We start from the raw sequence: 22134 nt of genomic DNA, 5'->3' as shown, positions 1-22134 counted from the left end.
GGCGCCGGTCTCTGGAGCAAGCGGCAATGAACGAGCACAACGTTCGCAATTTCAATATCAACTTCGGCCCGCAGCACCCTGCGGCGCACGGCGTTCTCCGTCTCGTTTTGGAGCTGGACGGCGAGATCGTCGAGCGCGTCGATCCGCATATCGGCCTCCTGCACCGTGGCACGGAAAAGCTGATCGAGACGAAGACCTATCTTCAGGCCGTGCCCTATTTCGACCGCCTCGACTACGTGGCGCCGATGAACCAGGAGCATGCCTTCGCGCTCGCCGTGGAAAAGCTGACGGGCACGGAAGTGCCGATCCGCGGCCAGATCATCCGCGTGCTCTATTCGGAAATCGGCCGCATCCTGTCGCACCTCCTCAACGTGACGACCCAGGCCATGGACGTCGGCGCGCTGACGCCGCCGCTCTGGGGCTTCGAGGAGCGCGAGAAGCTGATGGTGTTCTACGAGCGGGCCTGCGGCGCGCGCATGCACTCGGCCTATATCCGTCCCGGCGGCGTGCACCAGGACCTGCCGCACGAGCTGGTGGAAGATATCGGCAAGTGGATCGATCCGTTCCTGAAGACCGTCGACGACATCGACGAACTGCTCACCGGCAACCGCATCTTCAAGCAGCGCAACGTCGATATCGGCGTGGTGAAGCTGGAGGACTGCTGGGCCTTGGGCTTTTCGGGCGTCATGGTGCGCGGCTCGGGTGCGGCCTGGGACCTGCGCCGCTCGCAGCCCTACGAGTGCTATTCCGACTTCGACTTCGACATCCCGATCGGCAAGAACGGCGACTGCTACGACCGTTACGTCATCCGCATGATCGAGATGCGCGAATCGGCCAAGATCATGCGCCAGTGCGTCGACCGCCTGCTCGGCGACGCCAAGATCGGACCGGTCTCCTCGGTCGACGGCAAGATGGTTCCGCCGAAGCGCGGCCAGATGAAGCGTTCGATGGAAGCGCTGATCCATCACTTCAAGCTCTACACCGAAGGCTATCACGTTCCGGCCGGCGAAGTGTACGCGGCCGTCGAGGCGCCGAAGGGCGAGTTCGGCGTCTACGTCGTCGCCGACGGCACCAACAAGCCGTACCGCTGCAAGATCCGCGCGCCGGGTTACGCACACTTGCAGGCGATGGATTTCATCTGTCGCGGCCACCAGCTCGCCGACGTGTCGGCGATCCTCGGCTCCCTCGACATCGTGTTCGGCGAGGTCGACCGCTGATGCCGAACGCCGCCCTTGCCACGCTGATCCTGCTTGCAAGCGCCGCTGCCGCGAACGCGCAGCAGGACGTTGCGGTCGGCGCTTCGGGCGCCACCATCGGCGCATTGGCGAGCCAGGGCTACGAGATCAAGGCGGCGGCGCAAAATGGCAGCCGCTACGTCGTATTCATGCAGAAAGACACGTCGGCCTACGCCTGCGAATTCGTCAACACGACGCAAACGCAGTGCCGGCAGATCAACTGAGACAAGGCGTTACAGAATGTCCGTTCGTCGACTAGCCGATGACAATGTCCAGCCCGCAGGCTTCGCCTTCACCAAGGAGAACGCGGCCTGGGCCAAGGCAACGATCAACAAGTATCCGAAGGGCCGCCAGCAATCGGCTGTCATCCCGCTCCTGATGCGGGCGCAGGAGCAGGACGGCTGGGTCACCAAGGCGGCGATCGAATCCGTCGCCGACATGCTCGACATGGCCTATATCCGCGTGCTCGAGGTCGCGACCTTCTACACCCAGTTCCAGCTGCTGCCGGTCGGTACGCGCGCCCATGTCCAGGTCTGCGGCACGACGCCCTGCATGCTGCGCGGCGCGGAAGACCTGATCAACGTCTGCAAGAAGCGCATCCATCCCGAGCCGTTCCATCTCAACGAGACGGGCACGCTCTCCTGGGAAGAGGTCGAGTGTCAGGGCGCCTGCGTCAACGCGCCGATGATCATGATCTTCAAGGACAGCTACGAGGACCTGACGGCGACGCAGCTCGAGCACATCATCGACCGTTTCGATGCCGGCAAGGGCGCGACGGTCGAGACCGGCCCGCAGGTCGACCGCATCTTCTCCGCCCCGGTCGGCGGCCTCACGAGCCTCAACGAGCCGGAAGCGGCCGCGAAGAAGGCGCCCGCCCGTGCCAAGAAGACCGCGGAGGAAAGCGTCAGCGTTCCCCCGTCGAACGCCGCAAAGCCGAAGACGGACGCCGTCGAGACGGATCCCAAGCTGAAGACGCCGGCGACTGCCAAGGCGGAAGCCGCCGCCAACACCAAGGCGACCGGCGACACGCGCGCCGAAGGCGGCGATGCGGACGTCAAGCAGCCGGTCGCGGCCGCCGTCGGCAAGCCGTCGCTGGACGACAAGAACCGCCCGGCCGGCATCGCGCGTCCTGAAACGCCGGACGACCTGAAGCTCATCTCCGGCGTCGGCCCGAAGATCGAGGGCATCCTGCACGAACTCGGCATCTTCACCTTCGCGCAGGTTTCCGCCTGGAAGCTGGAAGAGCGCGAATGGGTCGATTCCTATCTGAATTTCAAGGGCCGCATCGAGCGCGACGACTGGGCCAGGCAGGCCGAGGCGCTCGCTACGGGCGGCGAAGCGGAATACATCCGCGTCTTCGGCAAGAAGCCGCGGTAAAGAGGTGAACCATGCTTAAAGACCAGGATCGCATCTTCACCAATATCTACGGCACCAAGGACAAGTCGCTGAAGGGCGCCATGGCCCGCGGCCATTGGGACGGCACCAAGCAGCTTCTCGAAAAGGGCCGCGACTGGATCGTCAACGAGGTCAAGGCTTCTGGCCTGCGCGGCCGTGGCGGCGCAGGCTTCCCGACCGGCCTGAAATGGTCCTTCATGCCGAAGGAGAGCGACGGCCGTCCGCACTATCTCGTCGTGAACGCCGACGAATCCGAGCCCGGCACCTGCAAGGACCGCGATATCCTGCGCCACGATCCGCACACGCTGATCGAAGGCTGCGTCATCGCCTCCTTCGCCATGGGCGCCAACGCCGCCTATATCTATGTGCGCGGCGAGTTCATCCGCGAGCGCGAGGCGCTGCAGGCGGCGATCGACGAGTGCTACGACGCGGGCCTCCTCGGCAAGAACAACAAGCTCGGCTACGACATCGACATCTATGTCCACCACGGCGCCGGCGCCTATATCTGCGGCGAGGAGACCGCGCTGCTCGAAAGCCTCGAAGGCAAGAAGGGCCAGCCACGCCTCAAGCCGCCGTTCCCGGCGAATATGGGCCTCTACGGCTGCCCGACCACGGTCAACAACGTCGAATCGATCGCCGTGACGCCGACCATCCTGCGCCGCGGCGCAAGCTGGTTCTCCTCGTTCGGCCGGCCGAACAATGTCGGCACCAAGCTGTTCATGATGTCCGGCCACGTCAACCGGCCCTGCACGGTCGAGGAGGCCATGGGCATCTCCTTCAAGGAGATGGTCGAAAAGCACGGCGGCGGCATCCGCGGCGGCTGGGACAACCTGCTTGCCGTCATCCCCGGCGGCGCATCCTGCCCGGTCGTCAAGGCCGAGGACATGATGAACGTGACGCTCGACTTCGACGGCCTGCGCGAGGTGAAGTCCTCCTTCGGCACCGGCGGCATGATCGTCATGGACCGCTCGACCGACATCATCAAGGCGATCTGGCGCATCTCGGCCTTCTTCAAGCATGAGAGCTGCGGCCAGTGCACGCCGTGCCGTGAAGGCACCGGCTGGATGATGCGCGTCATGGAACGCATGGTGCGGGGCAATGCGCAGAAGCGCGAGATCGACATGCTGTTCGACGTGACGAAGCAGATCGAGGGCCACACGATCTGCGCGCTCGGCGATGCGGCCGCCTGGCCGATCCAGGGCCTCATCCGCAATTTCCGCCCGGAGATCGAGGCGCGCATCGACCAGTACACGGCCAACGCCATGGCGCACGGCGCCGTGCTGGAAGCAGCGGAGTAAGACGATGACGAAGACGCCGGCGGGACAGGATGCGCATGCAACCAGAGTTCAGCCGGCTGAAGCCGGCGGCGACGATCCCTTCGGGCTCGCGCCCTGGCTGAGAGAAATGCCGGACGTGCCGCTGCATCCGCTGATGGCCCATCCGATTGCGGCCATGGCCGCGACGACCGCGATCGGCTTCGGCATTGCGGGCCAGATGGCGGGCGCGATGCTGGGCCTGATGCAGAGCGCGGCGGAGCGGGCGAAAGCGGCGCTGGAGGAGACCGCGGCGCAGCCGCAACCGGTAGAGCCCGTCAGGGCGAAGCCGGTGCTGACCGTGGTGCCGAAGGCGGAAAAGCCCGCCGTGGCGAAGAAGGAGACGGTGGCGCGCCAGAGGAGCGCGACGCCGAAGACGGCGGACGCAAAGCCGGTGCGCAAGGCGCCGGCCGTGAAGACCGACAGGGCCGACGACCTGAAAGCGATTTCGGGCATCGGGCCGAAGCTGGAGCAGGTGCTGAACGGCATGGGCTTCCGGCGGTATGTCGACATTGCGGGCCTGAAGCCCGCCGATGTCGAAAGGATCGAAGCCGAACTCGGTTTCGCCGGGCGCATCGCCCGCGATCACTGGGTGGAGCAGGCAAAGGCGCTGGCGAAGGGCGGGGGCTGAACCCCGCCGGAACCGGCAGATGGAACAAGGGCTAAGGGGACGCGACGCGGACCCGAGGCTGGAGAGAATGGCGCTGGCAGGACGCGGGGTTTTCCGGCGTCAAAAGCGGGATTGAGATATGGCAAAGCTGAAAGTCGACGGAAAAGAAATCGAAGTCCCGGATCACTTCACGCTGCTTCAGGCGTGCGAGGAGGCCGGCGCCGAGGTTCCGCGCTTCTGTTTCCACGAGCGGCTGTCGGTTGCCGGCAACTGCCGCATGTGCCTCGTCGAGGTGAAGGGCGGCCCGCCGAAGCCGGCGGCCTCCTGCGCCATGGGCGTCAGGGACCTGCGCCCCGGCCCGAACGGCGAGCCGCCGGAAGTCTTCACGACCACGCCGATGGTCAAGAAGGCGCGCGAAGGCGTGATGGAGTTCCTGCTCATCAATCATCCGCTCGACTGCCCGATCTGCGACCAGGGCGGGGAATGCGACCTGCAGGACCAGGCGATGGCCTACGGCGTCGATTCCTCGCGCTACCAGGAAAACAAGCGCGCGGTCGAGGACAAGTATATCGGTCCGCTCGTCAAGACGATCATGACGCGCTGCATCCACTGCACGCGCTGCGTCCGCTTCACGACGGAAGTGGCCGGCATTTCCGAACTCGGCCTCATCGGCCGCGGTGAGGATGCCGAGATCACCACCTATCTCGAAGAAGCGATGACCTCCGAGCTGCAGGGCAACGTCGTCGACCTCTGCCCCGTCGGCGCGCTCACCTCCAAGCCTTTCGCCTTCACGGCCCGTCCGTGGGAACTCAACAAGACCGAATCGATCGACGTCATGGACGCCGTCGGCTCCGCGATCCGCGTCGATACGCGCGGCCGGGAGGTCATGCGCATCCTGCCGCGCGTCAACGAGGCGGTCAACGAGGAGTGGATCTCCGACAAGACCCGCTACATCTGGGACGGCCTGAAGACGCAGCGCCTCGACCGCCCTTATATCCGCAAGGACGGCCGCCTGCAGCCGGCCAGTTGGGCCGAGGCCTTCGGCGCCGTCAAGGCCGCCGTTTCCGCGACGTCCGGCGACCGCATCGGCGCGATCGCCGGCGACCTCGCCTCGGTCGAGGAAATCTACGCGCTGCGCGAACTGATGACCGCGCTCGGCTCGACCAATACGGACTGCCGCCAGGACGGCTCGGTGCTCGACCCGTCGCTCGGCCGCGCCAGCTACCTGTTCAACCCGACCATCGAAGGCATCGAGCAGGCCGATGCGCTGCTCATCGTCGGCGCCAATCCGCGCCTCGAGGCCGCCGTGCTCAACGCCCGCATCCGCAAGCGCTGGCGCATGGACAATTTCCCGATCGGCGTGATCGGCGCGCAGGGCGAACTGCGCTACGGCTACGACTATCTCGGCGCCGGCCCGGACACGCTCTCCGGCCTTCTCGACGGTTCGGTGAAGTTCGCCGCCAAGCTGAAGAAGGCCGAGCGCCCGATGATCATCGTCGGCCAGGGCGCGCTGTCGCGTCCCGACGGCCTCGCGGTCCTCTCGGCCGTCTCCGCGCTGGCGGAGAAGGTCGGCGCGGTGAAGGCGGACTGGAACGGCCTTGCCGTCCTCCACACCGCAGCCGCGCGCGTCGGCGGCCTCGACCTCGGCTTCGTGCCGGGCGAGGGGGGCAAGACGGCAGCCGACATACTCACCGGCACCGACGTCGTGTTCCTGCTCGGCGCGGACGAAATGAACTTTGCCGGCAAGACCGCCTTCACGGTCTATATCGGCTCGCACGGCGACAATGCGGCGCATGTCGCCGACGTCATCCTGCCGGGCGCGACCTACACGGAAAAATCCGGTACGTGGGTCAACACCGAAGGCCGCGTCCAGGTGGGCAACCGCGCCGGTTTCGCGCCGGGCGACGCCCGCGAGGACTGGGCGATCCTGCGCGCGCTTTCCGACGTGCTCGGCAAGAAGCTGCCCTTCGATTCGCTCGTCCAGCTCCGTGCGAAGCTTTACGAAGCACACCCGCATTTCGCCGCGATCGACGAGATTGCGGCCGGCGATATCGCCGATCTTTCCGCGCTTGCGAAAAAAGGCGGGACGATGGCGAATTCCGGGTTTGCGTCTCCGATCAAAGACTTCTATTTGACGAACCCGATAGCGCGCGCCTCCGCGGTCATGGCCGAATGCTCGGCGCTGGCCCGCAACAATTTCAAAGCCGCGGCGGAATGAGCGCGAAGGAATAGACGGTAATGGACGCTTTCATTTCGACCTATGTCTGGCCCGGCGTGATCATGGTGGCGCAGTCGCTGCTGCTGCTCGTCGCGCTCCTGGTCTTCATCGCCTACGTGCTTCTGGCCGACCGCAAGATCTGGGCGGCCGTGCAGCTTCGCCGCGGCCCGAACGTCGTCGGCCCCTGGGGTCTCTTCCAGTCCTTCGCCGACCTCCTGAAGTTCGTCTTCAAGGAGCCGGTCATCCCGGCGACGGCCAACAAGGTGATCTTCCTGCTCGCCCCGCTCGTCTCCGTGACGCTGGCGCTCGCCACTTGGGCGGTCGTGCCGCTCAACGACGGCTGGGTGATCGCCAACATCAATGTCGGCATCCTCTACATCTTCGCGATCTCCTCGCTCGAAGTGTACGGCATCATCATGGGCGGCTGGGCTTCGAACTCGAAGTACCCGTTCCTCGGCGCGCTGCGCTCGGCCGCGCAGATGGTCTCCTACGAAGTGTCGATCGGTTTCGTCATCGTCACGGTGCTGCTCTGCGTCGGCTCGCTGAACCTGACGGATATCGTCAATTCGCAGCGCGACGGCGTCGGCACGATGATCGGCCTGCCGGGTTCTTTCCTGGATTGGCACTGGCTGGCGCTGTTCCCGATGTTCGTGGTGTTCTTCATCTCGGCGCTGGCCGAGACAAACCGCCCGCCCTTCGACCTGCCGGAAGCCGAATCCGAACTCGTTGCCGGCTTCATGGTCGAGTACGGCTCCACCCCCTACATGATGTTCATGCTCGGCGAATATGCAGCCATCTGCCTGATGTGCGCGCTGACCACGATCCTCTTCCTCGGCGGCTGGCTGCCCCCGGTCGACGTCTGGTTCCTGAATTGGGTCCCGGGCATCGTGTGGTTCGTGCTCAAGGCCTCCTTCGTCTTCTTCATGTTCGCGATGGTGAAGGCCTTCGTGCCGCGCTACCGCTACGACCAGCTCATGCGTCTCGGCTGGAAGGTCTTCCTTCCGATCTCGCTCGCCATGGTCGTCATCGTTGCATTCGTGCTGAAGCTCACGGGCTGGTCCGCATGAGGACCGCCCCGACCCTCAGCAGCATTGGAGCTTGAAATGGCTAGTCTTTCGCAAGCCGTAAATTCGCTGTTCCTCAAGGAATTCGTGGCCGCGTTCTTCCTGTCGATGCGCTACTTCTTCCGTCCCAAGGCGACGGTGAACTATCCCTTCGAAAAGGGCCCGGTCTCCCCGCGCTTCCGCGGCGAGCATGCGCTGCGCCGCTACCCGAACGGCGAGGAACGCTGCATCGCCTGCAAGCTGTGCGAAGCCATCTGTCCGGCCCAGGCCATCACCATCGAGGCGGGTCCGCGCCGCAACGACGGCACGCGCCGCACCGTGCGTTACGACATCGACATGGTGAAGTGCATCTATTGCGGCTTCTGCCAGGAAGCCTGCCCGGTCGACGCCATCGTCGAGGGGCCGAACTTCGAGTTCTCGACGGAAACGCGCGAGGAGCTCTACTACGACAAGCAGAAGCTGCTCGAGAACGGCGATCGCTGGGAGCGGGAAATCGCCCGCAACATCGCAATGGACTCGCCTTACCGCTGATTTTTTGGCGAGAAGGCAAAACGAAAGCATGTGCCTGACGGCCTAGGGACGTCAGGCTTCGACGGGGAAGGGCGGCAAATAAGCCAGGGCCCGCCCTGGGGAAGACGAAAAGGCACCAAAATGGGTCTGCAGGCTCTATTCTTCTATCTGTTCGCCTTCGTGGCGGTGGCGTCCGCCTTCATGGTGATCGCGTCCAGGAACCCGGTCTATTCCGTGCTGTTCCTGATCCTCACCTTCTTCAATTCGGCAGGCCTCTTCCTCCTGACGGGCGCCGAGTTCCTGGCGATGATCCTGCTGGTCGTCTATGTCGGCGCCGTCGCGGTCCTCTTCCTCTTCGTCGTCATGATGCTCGACATCGATTTCGCCGAACTGCGGGCAGGAGCGCTGGATTATGCGCCGGTCGGCGCGCTGATCGGCCTGATCCTGGCAATCGAGCTCGTGGTCGTCGTCGGCGGCTCGACGCTCTCGCCGGAGATCGCCAGCAACGCCTCGATGCCGATCCCGCCGGTCGCCGAGCGGCAGAACACGGCCGCCCTCGGCGACGTGCTCTATACGCACTACGTCTACTTCTTCCAGATCGCCGGCCTCGTGCTGCTCGTCGCCATGATCGGCGCGATCGTGCTGACGCTGCGTCACAAGCCGCATATCAAGCGCCAGGATATCCCGACGCAGGTCGCCCGCTCGCCGGAGACCGCCGTCGAGGTCGTCAAGGTGAAGCCCGGTCAGGGCATCTGAGGCAGCGCGGGACCCAAGGAAAAGCATCATGGAAATCGGTATTTCCCACTATCTCACCGTCAGCGCCATCCTCTTCGTTCTCGGCGTCTTCGGCATCTTCCTCAACCGGAAGAACGTCATCATCATCCTGATGTCGATCGAACTCATCCTGCTTTCGGTCAACATCAACATGGTCGCATTCTCGCACTTCCTGAACGACATCGTCGGCCAGGTCTTCGCGCTGTTCATTCTGACCGTCGCGGCTGCGGAAGCGGCCATCGGTCTTGCAATTCTCGTCGTCTTCTACCGCAACCGCGGTTCGATCGCCGTCGAAGACGTCAATATGATGAAGGGCTGATCGGGTCATGGATACCATCATCAAGGCAATCGTCTTCCTTCCGCTGATCGGCTTCCTGATCGCCGGTGTCGGTGGCAATGCCATCGGCGCCAAGGCGTCCGAATATGTCACGTCCGGCTTCATGATCATCGCCGCCGTGCTGTCGTGGATCGTCTTCTTCGACGTCGCCATGGGCGAGACGGAGATGGTCAAGGTCAGCGTGCTGCGCTGGATCCAGTCCGGCGGCCTCGACGTCGAATGGGCGTTCCGCGTCGATACGCTGACGGCCGTCATGCTCGTCGTCGTCAATTCGGTCTCGACGCTCGTGCACGTCTATTCGATCGGCTACATGCACCACGACCCGCATCGGCCGCGCTTCTTCGCCTATCTCTCGCTCTTCACCTTCGCCATGCTCATGCTGGTGACGTCGGACAACCTCCTGCAGATGTTCTTCGGCTGGGAAGGCGTGGGCCTCGCGTCCTACCTCCTCATCGGCTTCTGGTACAAGAAGCCGTCGGCCTGCGCGGCCGCGATGAAGGCCTTCATCGTCAACCGCGTCGGCGACTTCGGCTTCATCCTCGGCATTTCCAGCGTCTTCGTGCTGTTCGGATCGATCAACCTGGAGACGATCTTCGCAACGGCGGCGACCTACCTGCCGGCCGAAGGCGCCGCGGACGCCGCCGATCCCGTCATCACGCTGTTTGGCATGACGCTCGACAAGTCGCACGCCCTGACCGCCACCTGCCTCCTGCTCTTCATGGGCGCGATGGGCAAGTCGGCGCAGTTCCTGCTGCACACCTGGCTGCCGGACGCCATGGAAGGCCCGACCCCGGTCTCCGCGCTCATCCATGCCGCGACCATGGTCACCGCCGGCGTCTTCCTCGTCGCCCGCATGTCGCCGATCTTCGAACTGTCGCACACCGCGCTCGTGGTCGTGACGCTGGTCGGCGCCATCACCGCCTTCTTCGCGGCGACGGTCGGCCTCGTGCAGAACGACATCAAGCGCGTCATCGCCTATTCGACCTGCTCGCAGCTCGGCTACATGTTCGTCGCGCTCGGCATCGGCGCCTATGGCGCGGCGATCTTCCACCTGTTCACCCACGCCTTCTTCAAGGCGCTGCTGTTCCTCGGCGCCGGTTCCGTCATCCACGCCGTCGACGGCGAGCAGGACATGCGCTACATGGGCGGCCTCAGGAAGCACATCCCGGTCACCTTCTGGATGATGACGATCGGCACGCTGGCGCTGACCGGCGTCGGCATCCCGGGCACCGTCATCGGCTTTGCCGGCTTCTTCTCGAAGGATGCGATCATCGAGAGCGCTTTCGCCTCGCACAGCCCGCTCGCCGGCTTCGCCTTCGTGCTCCTGGTCATCGCCGCGCTGTTCACCAGCTTCTATTCCTGGCGCCTGGCCTTCATGACCTTCTTTGGCAAGCCGCGCGCTTCCGCGGACGTCATGCATCACGTCCACGAATCCCCGGCCGTCATGCTGATGCCGCTCTATCTGCTGGCCGCCGGCGCGGTCGTCGCGGGCGTGATCTTCGTGGAGTACTTCTACGGCCATCACTATGACGAATTCTGGCAGGGCGCGCTCTTCACGCTCTCCGACAACCACCTCGTCCATGAATTCCACAATGTGCCCCTGTGGGTGAAGTGGAGCTCGTTCGTCGCCATGGCCGTCGGCTTCGTGCTGGCCTGGTACATGTACATCCGTTCGCCGGAAACGCCGAAATACCTCGCCGAGCAGCACCGCGGTCTCTACCAGTTCCTGCTCAACAAGTGGTATTTCGACGAACTGTACGACTTCATCTTCGTCCGTCCCGCCATGCGGATCGGCAAGTTCCTCTGGAAGAAGGGTGACGGCGCCGTCATCGACGGTCTCGGCCCGAACGGCATCGCCGCCCGCGTGGTCGACGTCACGGATCGCGTCGTCCGCCTCCAGACCGGTTACCTCTATCACTACGCATTCGCGATGCTGCTGGGTATTGCAGCACTCGTTACCTGGATGATGCTCGGGAGTTCCCTCTGATGACCGATTGGCCCATTCTTTCAGCGGTCACCTTCCTCCCGCTCGTCGGCGTGGCGCTTCTGCTGCTGACCCGCGAGGACAGCCCCTACGGCCGCCGCAACATCCTGAACGTCTCGCTTCTGACGACGGTCTTCACCTTCGTCCTCTCGCTCTTCATCTGGATCGGCTTCGACAATTCGAACCCCGGCTTCCAGATGGTCGAGAAGGCCGAATGGCTCGGCACCGGCATTTCCTACCATCTCGGCGTCGACGGCATCTCCATGCTGTTCGTCATCCTGTCGACCTTCCTGATGCCGTTCTGCGTGCTGGCGAGCTGGCATTCGGTGGAGAAGCGCCTGCGCGAATACATGATCGCCTTCCTGCTCCTGGAAGTGTTCATGGTCGGCGTCTTCGTCTCGCTCGACATCGTGCTGTTCTACGTCTTCTTCGAGGCGGGCCTCATTCCGATGTTCATCATCATCGGCGTGTGGGGCGGCAAGGATCGCGTCTACGCATCCTACAAGTTCTTCCTCTATACGCTGCTCGGCTCGGTGCTGATGCTGCTCGCCATCATGGCGATGTACTGGCAGGCCGGCACGACGGATATCACCGAACTGCTCGCCTACAACTTCCCGGCGCACATGCAGACCTGGCTGTGGCTCGCCTTCTTCGCCTCCTTCGCGGTGAAGATGCCTATGTGGCCGGTGCACACCTGGCTTCCCGACGCGCACGTCCAGGCGCCGACGGCGGGCTCCGTCATCCTGGCGGGCGTGCTCCTGAAGCTCGGCGGCTACGGTTTCATCCGTTTCTCGCTCGCCATGTTCCCCGTCGCCTCGGACTATTTCGCGCCCTTCGTCTTCGCGCTGTCGGTCATCGCCATCATCTACACCTCGCTGGTGGCGCTGATGCAGGACGACATCAAGAAGCTGATCGCCTATTCGTCGGTCGCGCACATGGGCTATGTCACCATGGGCATCTTCGCGGCGAACGTGCAGGGCCTGCAGGGCGCCATCTATCAGATGCTGTCGCACGGCATCGTCTCGGGCGCGCTGTTCCTCTGCGTCGGCGTCGTCTATGACCGGCTGCACACCCGCGAGATCTCGGCCTATGGCGGCCTCGTCAACAACATGCCGAAATACGCCGTCGCCTTCATGATCTTCACCATGGCGAATGTCGGCCTTCCTGGCACCTCGGGCTTCGTCGGCGAGTTCATGACGCTGATCGGCGTCTTCCGCGCCAACACCTGGGTCGCGCTCTTCGCGACGACCGGCGTCATCCTCTCGGCCTCCTACGCCCTCTGGCTCTACCGCCGGGTGATCTTCGGCGCGCTGGAGAAGGAAAGCCTGAAGGCGCTGCTCGACCTCGATGTGCGCGAGAAGCTGCTGCTCTACCCGCTCCTGATCCTGACGATCTTCTACGGTGTCTATCCGGCGCCGGTATTCGATGCGACGGCGGCTTCGGTCGACGCGCTGCTCAATAACTACTCCGCGGCTCTGCAGGCGGCGCAATCCGTTGCGCTTTCGGCGAACTGACGACGGGATTCGAAGACATGACCGCTGATACGATCCTTGCCAGCCTTCAACTCTCGACCCCCGAGATCATCCTTGCCGTGGGCGCCCTGGTCCTCCTGATGATCGGCGTGTTCTCCGGCGAACGCTCGGGCACGACCGTCACGGGGCTTGCCGTCGCGCTGCTCATCATCTCCGGCCTCTGGCTGGTTCTCGCCACGGGCGAGGGCCAGGCCTATGGCGGCGCCTTCGTCTCCGATCCCTTCGCCAAGTTCATGAAGGTGCTGGCGCTGATCGGCTCGATCACCGCCATGGTGATGACCGTCGGCCATGCCCGCTCGGAACAGCTCGACCGCTTCGAGTTCCCGGTGCTCATCGTGCTGTCGACGCTCGGCATGCTGCTGATGATTTCCGCCAACAGTCTGCTGTCGCTCTATCTCGCGCTGGAACTCCAGTCGCTGGCGCTCTACGTCGTCGCGGCGATCAACCGCGAGAGCCTGCGCTCGACGGAAGCGGGCCTGAAATACTTCGTGCTCGGCGCGCTCTCCTCCGGCATGCTGCTCTACGGCATGTCGCTGGTCTACGGCTTCACCGGCCATATCGGCTTCCAGGAGATCGCCGCCGCGCTGACGGCCGAGGGCCGCTCGCTCGGCCTCGTCTTCGGCCTGGTGTTCATCCTCGCCGGCCTTGCCTTCAAGATCTCGGCCGTGCCGTTCCACATGTGGACGCCGGACGTCTATGAAGGCGCGCCGACGCCGGTGACGGCCTTCTTCGCCGCCGCCCCGAAGGTCGCCGCGATGGCCATGCTCGTGCGCATCGTCATCGATGCCTTCGAACCCGTCGTGGCCGACTGGCAGCAGGTCATCGTCTTCATCTCGATCGCCTCCATGCTGCTCGGCGCCTTCGCGGCCATCGGCCAGAGGAACATCAAGCGCCTGATGGCCTATTCCTCGATCGGCCATATGGGCTATGCGCTGGTCGGTCTTGCCGCCGGTTCCATGGCAGGCGTGCGCGGCGTCGCGCTCTACATGCTCATCTACATGGTCATGACGCTCGGCACCTTCGCGATCATCCTCGCCATGCGCCGCAAGGAAGGCGGCAATGTCGAGGATATCAACGACCTCGCCGGCCTCTCCTCGACCAATCCGTTCATGGCGACCGTGCTGACGGTCCTGATGTTCTCGCTCGCCGGCATCCCGCCGATGGCAGGCTTCTTCGCCAAGTATTTCGTCTTCATGGCGGCCATCGAGGCGCATCTCTATGCGCTCGCCATCATCGGCGTGCTCGCCTCGGTCGTCGGCGCCTACTACTACCTGCGCATCATCAAGGTGATGTGGTTCGACGAGCCGACGGGCGAGTTCGCCCGCACGGCCGGCGAACTGAAGCTGGTCTTCGGCCTTTCCGGCCTGTTCGTCCTCGGCTATGTGCTGATCGGCGGCCCGATCGGCGCGGCGGCCGAAGCCGCGGCCCGGACCTTCTTTTGACCGGGTCCGGCACGCACCGCCGGATGTCGCTCGGCGACTTCCGGCATGAGGCGCTGGCCGACGTGGGCTCGACCAATACGGAATGCCTGGAGCGCGCCCGAAAGGGCGCGCTTTCCGGTCTCTGGATCACGGCGACCCGGCAGACGGGCGGCCGCGGCCGGCGCGGGCGCGCCTGGTTTTCCGAACCTGGAAACCTCTATGCCTCGTTGCTCCTGATCGATCCGGCGCCGATGGACCGGCTGGGCTCCCTGCCGCTCGCCGTCGCCGTCGCGGTACAGGATGCGGTGAGCCGCATCATGCCGCCCGATGCGCCCGACGTGCTCATCAAATGGCCGAACGACATCCTCGTCGACCGCCGCAAGGTCTGCGGCATCCTGATCGAGGGCGAGACGCTTCCCGACGGGCGCCACGGGCTGGTCATCGGTTGCGGCATCAATGTCTCGGTGGCGCCCGATGCCGGGCTCTATCCCGTCGCGACGCTGCGTGATTTCGGCGCGTCCGCTTCCCCTGAGGAATTGTTCGCCCATCTCTTCCAGTCGATGGCGCAAACGCTGTCGCTGTGGGACGGCGGGCAGGGCATCGCCGCCATCATGGAGCGCTGGAAGCAGGTGGCGGGCGGCATCGGGGAAAACATCACGGTCAATCTTCCCGACCGTTCTATTTCCGGGCGCTTTTCCGGAATTGATGATACAGGTCTCCTGAAACTGGAGACGGATGACGGCGGCGCGCGACTGATCGCGGCCGGCGACGTGTTTTTTGGATAGGAATTTTAGAAGCCGATGGCAAAAGAAGACGAACTGGTATTCCTGCCGCTTGGCGGCGTCGGCGAAATCGGCATGAACCTGGCGCTCTACGGCTACGGCCCGAAGAAGAACCGCCAGTGGATCATGGTCGATTGCGGCGTCACCTTTCCGGGGCCGGACCTGCCGGGGGTCGATCTCGTGCTGCCCGATATCCGCTTCCTCGCCGGGGAGCGCAAGAACCTCAAGGGCATCATCATCACCCATGCGCACGAGGACCATTACGGCGCACTGAACGAGCTCTGGCCCGGCCTCAACGTGCCGGTCTACGCCTCGCCCTTCACCGCCGGCATGCTGGAGGCCAAGCGCAACTACGAGAAGAGCCGCACCGAGATCCCGGTGACGATCTTCAAGCAGGGCGACCGCATCAATGTCGGCCCGTTCGAGATCGAGGCGATCGGCGTCAACCACTCCATTCCCGAGCCGATGTCTCTGGCGATCAAGACGCCGCTCGGCACCGTCATCCACACCGGCGACTGGAAGATCGACATCGACCCGTCGCTCGGCCCGCTGACCGACGAGGCGCGCTTCCGCAAGCTCGGCGACGAGGGCGTGCTGGCGCTGATCTGCGACAGCACCAATGCGGTGCGCGACGGCGTCTCGCCCTCCGAGCATGAGGTGTCGGAAAGCCTGACGAAGATCATCGAGGCCGCCGAGGGCAGGGTGGGCATCACCACCTTCTCCTCGAATGTCGGCCGTATCCGCTCCATCGCGCAGGCCGCCGAGGCCGCCGGGCGCGAGGTGCTGCTGCTCGGCAGTTCCATGAAGCGCGTCACCGACGTCGCCCGCGACATCGGCCTCATGGAAGGGCTGAAGCCCTTCATCGCCGAGGACGAGTTCGGCTATATCCCGCGCGACAAGGTCGTCGTCATCCTGACGGGCAGCCAGGGCGAGCCGCGCGCCGCGCTGGCGAAAATCGCCCGCGACGAGATGCGCAACGTCGCCTTCACGGGCGGCGACACGATCATCTTCTCCTCGCGCGCCATCCCGGGCAACGAGAAGGCGATCAACGACATCAAGAACGGCCTGATCGAGCAGGGCATCAACATCATCACCGACGGTGAGGCGCTGGTGCACGTTTCCGGCCATCCGCGCCGCCACGAGTTGCAGCAGATGTACGGCTGGACGCGCCCGAAGATGGTCGTGCCCGTCCATGGCGAGGCGGCGCATCTCGTCGCCCATGCCGAGCTTGCCGAACAGTCCGGCATCGCCGAAGTGCCGCGCGTGCGCAACGGCGATATCCTGAAGCTCGCACCGGGCGAACCGGAGGTCGTCGACCACGCGCCCTTCGGCCGCATCTTCAAGGACGGCAATCTCATCGGCGACTATGACGAGATGGGCATCGGCGATCGCCGCAAGCTCGCCTTCGTCGGCCATGTCGCCGTCAGCATCCTGCTCGACAGCCGCTATGATTTCCAGGGCGACCCGGAGGTCGAGCCCTTCGGCCTGCCGCAGTTCGACGACGAGGGCGAAGATATGGGCGATACGCTCTACGACGCCGTGCTCGGCGCCGTCGAGAGCATCCCGCGCGCGCGCCGCAAGGACCTGGAGATGGTGCGCGAGGCCGTGCGCCGCACCGTGCGCTCCACGGCGAACGAGATCTGGGGCAAGAAGCCCGTCGTCACCGTCTTTCTGAGCAAGGTCTGACGATGCGGGGGAACGCCGCCCATCCCGCCGCCCGCGCTGCGGGTGTGACAGCACGCCGCCGTCGCACCCGTTTGAACTTCGCTCGCGACAGGCGTAAAAGACCGGCTGTCGCACGAGGGGCCGTCCATGCAGTTCTTTTCCTACTTCGCCGTCTATTTCATCGTCTGGTGGATGACGCTTTTCGCCGTGCTGCCCTTCGGGCTGAAGACGCAGGCCGAGGCGCAGGACGTGGCGCCCGGCACGGTGGAGAGCGCGCCGGCGCGCTTTCGCGGCGGCCGCGTGATGCTGACGACGACGATCGTCTCGGCCGTCATCTACGGGATCTGGTACGTCCTGTCGGTGCGCCTGGGCTACGGCATCGATTCCCTTCCGCAGTTCATCCCGGATTTCAAATAGGCGTCTGCCACAAAGGTTAACGCGCTCTTCGCGCCCGCAGGCAAGCCATTCTGCGTGATCGCTCTCTGTTGGAAAAGTTTTCCTGCAGCCCTCGCGCTCTCCTTGCCGGAAAGCGGCATGTCGCGTCGCTCGCCGACACCGGGACGCGCGCATCCGGCCAAATTTGCCTTACCCGGGATGAGGCGGAGTGTCGCGCCGCGCGGGGCGCGGCCGCCCTTGCGGCATGGGCCGAACGGACGACGATGCCGAAAGCGCGGTGCCCTCGGAAAAAAGCAAAAAAAAACAAGGCTTAGAGCCTTGTTTTACAGGTATCGCGTGATCTTTATCCGTTGTGCGGTGGCAGCGTCTACGCGCGCCAAAGATCTGATCCTCCCAAGACTTGACCGCGAAATGGCAAGAATTTGCACTTCTTGCCTGTTTTGTGGCCTGAAACTAGCCCAAACGTTAGGCGTTGTCATCCGGTTTTTTTGCATTTTTGCTACACTGGAATAAAATTTTTCCATTGACAACGCATACGCAATTTCTGTTATTGGCAGGCCCATTTTTCTGCCACATTCATCCGGGCCATCGTGAGCGGTGGACAGTGCTTCGCGCCGATGCCGCCGGCCGGCCGGCCGGGTTTCCTTCCTGTGACGAAGCGTTTATGAACGCATCGAAATCAACGTCATTTTGCCCGATTCCCGAAATAGGGCGGATCAGTCATTGCGGAACCCGATATGCGCCTTTCCCGTTTCTTCCTGCCCATCCTCAAGGAAAACCCCAAGGAGGCCGAGATCGTCTCGCACCGGCTGATGCTGCGCGCGGGGATGATCAAGCAGCAGTCCCAGGGCATCTATACCTGGCTGCCGCTGGGCAAGCGCGTCCTCGACAAGGTGAACGCCATCATCCGCGAGGAGCAGAACCGCTCCGGCGCCGTCGAGCTTCTGATGCCGACGTTGCAATCCGCCGAACTCTGGCAGGAAAGCGGCCGCTACGACGCCTACGGCAAGGAGATGCTGCGCATCAAGGACCGCCAGGAGCGCCCCATGCTCTACGGCCCCACCAACGAGGAGATGATCACCGACGTCTTCCGCTCGTTCGTGAAGTCCTACAAGGACCTGCCGCTCAACCTCTACCATATCCAGCTGAAGTTCCGCGACGAGATCCGCCCGCGCTTCGGCACCATGCGCTCGCGCGAATTCCTCATGAAGGACGCCTATTCCTTCGATCTCGACCGCGAGGGCGCCGTGCACGCCTATAACCGCATGTTCGCGGCCTATCTGCGCACCTTCTCGCGCCTTGGCCTGCGCGCCATTCCGATGCGCGCCGACACCGGCCCGATCGGCGGCGATCTCAGCCACGAATTCATCATCCTGGCCGATACGGGCGAGTCGGAAGTCTTCTGCCACAAGGACTTCCTGAACTTCGACATTCCCGGCGAAGACACCAACTTCGAGGATGTGTCGGGCCTCAAGGGCATCTTCGACAAGTGGACCTCGCGTTATGCGGCCACGTCCGAAATGCACGACGCGCCCGTCTTCGAGGCGATCCCGGAAGGCGAGCGCGTGTCGGCCCGCGGCATCGAGGTCGGTCATATCTTCTATTTCGGCACGAAATATTCCGAGGCCATGGGCGCCAAGGTCCAGGGCCCCGACGGCAAGGAGCATATCGTGCATATGGGCTCGTACGGCATCGGCCCGACGCGCCTCGTGCCCGCCATCATCGAGGCCTCGCATGACGAGAACGGCATCATCTGGCCGAAGGCCGTCGCGCCCTTCGAGGCGGTCGTCATCAACATGAAGTCGGGCGATGCCGCGTGCGATGCGGCCTGCGAAAAGGTCTACGGCGCGCTGCTGAAGGCCGGTATCGACGTGCTCTACGACGACAAGGACGAGCGCGCCGGCGCGAAGTTCGCGACCGCCGACCTCATCGGCGCGCCGGTGCAGGTCATCGCCGGTCCGCGCGGCGTCGCGAACGGCGAGGTCGAGATCAAGGACCGCAAGACCGGCGAACGCGAGACGCTGACCATCGAGGCGGCGATCAACCGCCTGACATCCGGCAATTGATGCCCGCAGGCGCAGGCGGCAACGGGAGGAACCATGGCTGACGCAGCGAGCGGTGCATCTGCAACCGGGGTGCAGGCCCTCAAGACGAGCCGCCCGTTTTCCGCCTTCGAGCGGATGGTGGCCTGGCGCTACCTGCGTTCCCGGCGCAAGGAAGCCTTCATCTCGGTGATCGCCGGCTTCTCCTTCATCGGCATCATGCTGGGCGTGGCCACGCTCATCATCGTCATGGCGGTGATGAACGGATTCCGCACCGAGCTGATCTCGCGCATCCTCGGCATCAACGGCCACATGATCGTCCAGCCGATCGACACGCCGCTGAACAACTATGCCGCGCTTGCCGACCGGCTTTCCGCGGTCCCGGGCGTCACCATGGCGATCCCGCTCGTCGAGGGCCAGACGCTGGCCTCCGGCACGGCGGGGGCGGGCACAGGCGCGCTGGTGCGCGGCGTGCGTGCCGACGACCTTGCCAAGATGAAGGCCGTCTCGGACAACATCAAGGAAGGCGACCTCGTCGGCTTTGCCGCCGGCAGTGGCGTTGCGATCGGCTCGCGCATGGCCGAGCAGCTCGGCCTCAGCGCCGGCGGCCAGATCACGCTCGTCGCGCCCGAGGGAGACGTGACGCCGCTCGGCGTCAATCCGCGCGTGAAGACCTATACGGTCTCCGCCATCTTCGAGATCGGCATGTCGGAATACGACGCGTCGATCATCTACATGCCGCTCGAGGAGGCGCAGCTCTATTTCAACGCCGAAGGCATCGTGCAGTCGATCGAACTCTTCGTCGCCAATCCCGACGACGTCGACACCCTGCGCCAGCCGATCGAGGCGGCCGCCGAGCGGCAGATCTTCATCACCGACTGGCGCCAGCGCAACCGCACCTTCTTCTCGGCGCTCGAGGTCGAGCGCAACGTCATGTTCATGATCCTGACGCTGATCGTGCTCGTCGCCGCGCTCAACATCATCTCCGGCCTCATCATGCTGGTGAAGGACAAGGGCAGCGACATCGCGATCCTGCGCACCATGGGCGCCACGTCCGGCGCCATCATGCGCATCTTCTTCATGACGGGCGCGGCCATCGGCACGGTCGGCACCTTCGCCGGCGTGCTGCTCGGCGTCATCGTCTGCCTCAACGTGGAATCCATCCGCCAGTTCTTCTCCTGGATCTCGGGCACGACCCTGTTCAATCCGGAACTCTATTTCCTCAGCCAGCTTCCGGCCGACATGAATGCCGGCGAGACAGTCTCGGTCATCGTCATGGCGCTGGCGCTTTCCTTCCTCGCGACGATCTTCCCCGCCTGGCGCGCCTCCAAGCTCGATCCGGTCCAGGCCCTGCGGTATGAATAGGATAAACGCATGACTGCGCGCGTCGCTCTGGAACTGAAGGGCATCGAACGGCACTACGGCCAGGGCGAGACCCTGCTGTCGATCCTGAAAGGGGCCGATTTCACGCTGAAGAGCGGCGAGACCGTCGCGCTCGTCGCCCCGTCCGGCACCGGCAAGTCGACGCTTCTGCACGTCGCCGGCCTGCTGGAAAAGCCCGATGCCGGCGAGGTCTTCGTCAACGGCCATTCCTGCGCCGCGCTTGCCGACGACCAGCGCACGGCGATCCGCCGCGGCGAGATCGGCTTCGTCTACCAGTTCCATCACCTCCTGCCGGAATTCAGCGCGCTGGAAAACATCATGATGCCACAGCTCATCTCCGGCCTCGGCAAGGCCGAGGCGCGCGAGCGCGCCGCCCAGTTGCTCGACTACATGCGCATCGGCCATCGCGCCGACCATCGCCCGTCGGAACTGTCGGGCGGCGAGCAGCAGCGCGTCGCCATCGCAAGGGCCGTCGCCAATGCGCCGCTCGTGCTTCTGGCCGACGAGCCGACCGGCAATCTCGACCCGGAGACCGCCGGCTACGTCTTCGAGGCGCTGGAGGCGCTCGCCCGCCAGTCCGGCCTTGCCGCGCTCATCGCCACCCACAACCACGAGCTTGCCGGCCTGATGGACCGCCGGGTGACGATCGAGGACGGCGTCGTGCGCGAACTCGCCTGACGCCGCCTCTTTCCGTCAGTTGTCGAGCCCGCAGATCGAGCGGGCGATATCGTCCCGCCAGTCCTTGAGCAGCACGAACTGCGCCTTGCCGGCGATGGGCTGGCCGCGCAGCTTGCCCTTGCCGGTGAGGACATTGAGGTCGCATTCGCTGCCGCCATCCGGATCGAGCGTGTCGTAGGACGAGAACGTATAGCCCGCGACGATGAAATCGAAATTGCGATAGGCGACGGTCAGCGACTGCCGCCAGCGATCCCGGCCGACCGCGTCGTTCTTCGTCGTCAGCGTGAAGGAGCCGTTGGCGAGCGCCGCCAGCTCCGGCTCCTGCCCATGCAGGTTGAGGTTCCCCCAGACGGTGTAAGGCAGCGCGAGCGCCAGCGTCAGCCGGTTCTCCTCGGGTTTGGCGAGATAGACATAGAGGCCGTTGTCCTCCCCGCTGTCGTCGCCGGGCGTCGCGACCAGCGCGAGGTCGGCGACGCCGTCCTTGTTCCAGTCGCCGCTCGCCATGGCCATGACGCGTCCGGCCGGAAAATCCGCGGCCCCGGCCGCAAGGGGCAGGGCGATCGACAGCACGAGCGCGGCACTCAACGACTTCATCGCATTTCCTCCGTTTGATCGAGGCGACCTTATTGCGCCGAGGAAGGCCGGTCCAGAGGGCCTGTGGATAAGGGTTGACATTGGAACAAAAATAGAACAAAAGAAAAACATAAAAGGAAAGGGAGCCATAATGACCGATTTTCTTCGTGATCTTGCTGCATTCACCTCCATGGCCATGTTCGTCGCCACCTTCTCCGTCAT

Annotated in this window: 20 protein-coding genes; 19 read left to right on the top strand and 1 reads right to left on the bottom strand. The window is 64.3% G+C overall.

The genetic code is table 11. The annotated features are described in order from the left end of the window. Nucleotides 1-26: 26 nt before the first annotated feature. From AB3G45_RS17995 to AB3G45_RS17905, 19 genes are all read left to right on the top strand, one after another. Entirely contained in the window at nt 27-1217 is a 1191-nt protein-coding gene (locus tag AB3G45_RS17995; protein WP_367831837.1) for an NADH-quinone oxidoreductase subunit D, read from the top strand. Then, nucleotides 1217-1459 (top strand): hypothetical protein, encoded by a 243-nt coding sequence (locus tag AB3G45_RS17990; protein ID WP_367831836.1) that lies wholly within the window; start codon nt 1217-1219, stop codon nt 1457-1459. The genes AB3G45_RS17995 and AB3G45_RS17990 overlap by 1 nt, the downstream gene beginning before the upstream one ends. 16 nt (nt 1460-1475) lie before the next feature. Beyond that, entirely contained in the window at nt 1476-2612 is a 1137-nt protein-coding gene (locus tag AB3G45_RS17985; protein ID WP_367831835.1) for an NADH-quinone oxidoreductase subunit E, read from the top strand. A gap of 11 nt (nt 2613-2623) precedes the next feature. After that, nucleotides 2624-3928, top strand: a complete 1305-nt coding sequence (nuoF, locus tag AB3G45_RS17980; RefSeq protein WP_367831834.1) for an NADH-quinone oxidoreductase subunit NuoF — start codon at nt 2624-2626, stop codon at nt 3926-3928. A gap of 4 nt (nt 3929-3932) precedes the next feature. Next, entirely contained in the window at nt 3933-4574 is a 642-nt protein-coding gene (locus AB3G45_RS17975) for an NADH:ubiquinone oxidoreductase (RefSeq protein ID WP_367831833.1), read from the top strand. 118 nt (nt 4575-4692) lie between these two features. Beyond that, entirely contained in the window at nt 4693-6771 is a 2079-nt protein-coding gene (nuoG, locus tag AB3G45_RS17970) for an NADH-quinone oxidoreductase subunit NuoG (RefSeq protein WP_367831832.1), read from the top strand. Between the two features lie 20 nt (nt 6772-6791). Next, nucleotides 6792-7838, top strand: coding sequence for an NADH-quinone oxidoreductase subunit NuoH (nuoH, locus tag AB3G45_RS17965; protein ID WP_367831831.1), 1047 nt, complete (start codon nt 6792-6794; stop codon nt 7836-7838). Between the two features lie 36 nt (nt 7839-7874). Next, nucleotides 7875-8366 (top strand): NADH-quinone oxidoreductase subunit NuoI, encoded by a 492-nt coding sequence (gene nuoI / locus AB3G45_RS17960; RefSeq protein WP_367831830.1) that lies wholly within the window; start codon nt 7875-7877, stop codon nt 8364-8366. Nucleotides 8367-8486: 120 nt separating this feature from the next. Next, nucleotides 8487-9101 carry an NADH-quinone oxidoreductase subunit J gene (locus AB3G45_RS17955; RefSeq protein WP_367831829.1) on the top strand — a complete coding sequence of 205 codons (615 nt, stop codon included), beginning with the start codon at nt 8487-8489 and terminating at the stop codon, nt 9099-9101. Nucleotides 9102-9129: 28 nt separating this feature from the next. After that, the gene (nuoK, locus tag AB3G45_RS17950) at nt 9130-9438 is read left to right on the top strand and encodes an NADH-quinone oxidoreductase subunit NuoK (protein ID WP_367831828.1); all 309 of its coding nucleotides are present in this window, start codon (nt 9130-9132) and stop codon (nt 9436-9438) included. 7 nt (nt 9439-9445) lie between these two features. Continuing rightward, nucleotides 9446-11443, top strand: a complete 1998-nt coding sequence (gene nuoL / locus AB3G45_RS17945) for an NADH-quinone oxidoreductase subunit L (RefSeq protein ID WP_367831827.1) — start codon at nt 9446-9448, stop codon at nt 11441-11443. Further along, nucleotides 11443-12954 (top strand): NADH-quinone oxidoreductase subunit M, encoded by a 1512-nt coding sequence (locus AB3G45_RS17940; protein ID WP_367831826.1) that lies wholly within the window; start codon nt 11443-11445, stop codon nt 12952-12954. The genes nuoL and AB3G45_RS17940 overlap by 1 nt, the downstream gene beginning before the upstream one ends. 17 nt (nt 12955-12971) lie before the next feature. Next, a complete protein-coding gene (gene nuoN, locus AB3G45_RS17935) occupies nt 12972-14414 on the top strand; it encodes an NADH-quinone oxidoreductase subunit NuoN (RefSeq protein ID WP_367831825.1) in 1443 nt (480 codons plus the stop codon). Nucleotides 14415-14437: 23 nt separating this feature from the next. Next, nucleotides 14438-15178 (top strand): biotin--[acetyl-CoA-carboxylase] ligase, encoded by a 741-nt coding sequence (locus tag AB3G45_RS17930; protein WP_367833616.1) that lies wholly within the window; start codon nt 14438-14440, stop codon nt 15176-15178. A 15-nt stretch (nt 15179-15193) separates the two neighbouring features. Continuing rightward, nucleotides 15194-16861 (top strand): ribonuclease J, encoded by a 1668-nt coding sequence (locus AB3G45_RS17925; RefSeq protein ID WP_367831824.1) that lies wholly within the window; start codon nt 15194-15196, stop codon nt 16859-16861. Between the two features lie 126 nt (nt 16862-16987). Beyond that, nucleotides 16988-17257 (top strand): DUF1467 family protein, encoded by a 270-nt coding sequence (locus tag AB3G45_RS17920; RefSeq protein ID WP_367831823.1) that lies wholly within the window; start codon nt 16988-16990, stop codon nt 17255-17257. A 716-nt stretch (nt 17258-17973) separates the two neighbouring features. Then, entirely contained in the window at nt 17974-19302 is a 1329-nt protein-coding gene (gene proS, locus AB3G45_RS17915; RefSeq protein ID WP_367831822.1) for a proline--tRNA ligase, read from the top strand. Between the two features lie 33 nt (nt 19303-19335). Then, nucleotides 19336-20643: a lipoprotein-releasing ABC transporter permease subunit gene (locus AB3G45_RS17910; protein ID WP_367831821.1), complete on the top strand. Its 1308-nt coding sequence runs from the start codon at nt 19336-19338 to the stop codon at nt 20641-20643. 9 nt (nt 20644-20652) lie between these two features. Beyond that, nucleotides 20653-21339, top strand: a complete 687-nt coding sequence (locus AB3G45_RS17905) for an ABC transporter ATP-binding protein (protein WP_367831820.1) — start codon at nt 20653-20655, stop codon at nt 21337-21339. A 15-nt stretch (nt 21340-21354) separates the two neighbouring features. Here AB3G45_RS17905 and AB3G45_RS17900 read toward each other — a convergent pair whose 3' ends face one another. After that, nucleotides 21355-21933 carry a hypothetical protein gene (locus AB3G45_RS17900; protein ID WP_367831819.1) on the bottom strand — a complete coding sequence of 193 codons (579 nt, stop codon included), beginning with the start codon at nt 21931-21933 and terminating at the stop codon, nt 21355-21357. Nucleotides 21934-22134: the final 201 nt, after the last annotated feature.

The organism is Shinella sp. S4-D37 (assembly GCF_040812195.1).
Classification (GTDB): domain Bacteria; phylum Pseudomonadota; class Alphaproteobacteria; order Rhizobiales; family Rhizobiaceae; genus Shinella.
This window is presented reverse-complemented; position numbering and strand designations above follow the sequence as displayed.

Bases quoted from the DNA above. Each gene is read 5' to 3' on its own strand.
- AB3G45_RS17995 (WP_367831837.1), top strand. From the start codon at position 27: ATGAACGAGCACAACGTTCGCAATTTCAATATCAACTTCGGCCCGCAG.
- AB3G45_RS17990 (WP_367831836.1), top strand. From the start codon at position 1,217: ATGCCGAACGCCGCCCTTGCCACGCTGATCCTGCTTGCAAGCGCCGCT.
- AB3G45_RS17985 (WP_367831835.1), top strand. From the start codon at position 1,476: ATGTCCGTTCGTCGACTAGCCGATGACAATGTCCAGCCCGCAGGCTTC.
- nuoF (WP_367831834.1), top strand. From the start codon at position 2,624: ATGCTTAAAGACCAGGATCGCATCTTCACCAATATCTACGGCACCAAG.
- AB3G45_RS17975 (WP_367831833.1), top strand. From the start codon at position 3,933: ATGACGAAGACGCCGGCGGGACAGGATGCGCATGCAACCAGAGTTCAG.
- nuoG (WP_367831832.1), top strand. From the start codon at position 4,693: ATGGCAAAGCTGAAAGTCGACGGAAAAGAAATCGAAGTCCCGGATCAC.
- nuoH (WP_367831831.1), top strand. From the start codon at position 6,792: ATGGACGCTTTCATTTCGACCTATGTCTGGCCCGGCGTGATCATGGTG.
- nuoI (WP_367831830.1), top strand. From the start codon at position 7,875: ATGGCTAGTCTTTCGCAAGCCGTAAATTCGCTGTTCCTCAAGGAATTC.
- AB3G45_RS17955 (WP_367831829.1), top strand. From the start codon at position 8,487: ATGGGTCTGCAGGCTCTATTCTTCTATCTGTTCGCCTTCGTGGCGGTG.
- nuoK (WP_367831828.1), top strand. From the start codon at position 9,130: ATGGAAATCGGTATTTCCCACTATCTCACCGTCAGCGCCATCCTCTTC.
- nuoL (WP_367831827.1), top strand. From the start codon at position 9,446: ATGGATACCATCATCAAGGCAATCGTCTTCCTTCCGCTGATCGGCTTC.
- AB3G45_RS17940 (WP_367831826.1), top strand. From the start codon at position 11,443: ATGACCGATTGGCCCATTCTTTCAGCGGTCACCTTCCTCCCGCTCGTC.
- nuoN (WP_367831825.1), top strand. From the start codon at position 12,972: ATGACCGCTGATACGATCCTTGCCAGCCTTCAACTCTCGACCCCCGAG.
- AB3G45_RS17930 (WP_367833616.1), top strand. From the start codon at position 14,438: ATGTCGCTCGGCGACTTCCGGCATGAGGCGCTGGCCGACGTGGGCTCG.
- AB3G45_RS17925 (WP_367831824.1), top strand. From the start codon at position 15,194: ATGGCAAAAGAAGACGAACTGGTATTCCTGCCGCTTGGCGGCGTCGGC.
- AB3G45_RS17920 (WP_367831823.1), top strand. From the start codon at position 16,988: ATGCAGTTCTTTTCCTACTTCGCCGTCTATTTCATCGTCTGGTGGATG.
- proS (WP_367831822.1), top strand. From the start codon at position 17,974: ATGCGCCTTTCCCGTTTCTTCCTGCCCATCCTCAAGGAAAACCCCAAG.
- AB3G45_RS17910 (WP_367831821.1), top strand. From the start codon at position 19,336: ATGGCTGACGCAGCGAGCGGTGCATCTGCAACCGGGGTGCAGGCCCTC.
- AB3G45_RS17905 (WP_367831820.1), top strand. From the start codon at position 20,653: ATGACTGCGCGCGTCGCTCTGGAACTGAAGGGCATCGAACGGCACTAC.
- AB3G45_RS17900 (WP_367831819.1), bottom strand. From the start codon at position 21,933: ATGAAGTCGTTGAGTGCCGCGCTCGTGCTGTCGATCGCCCTGCCCCTT.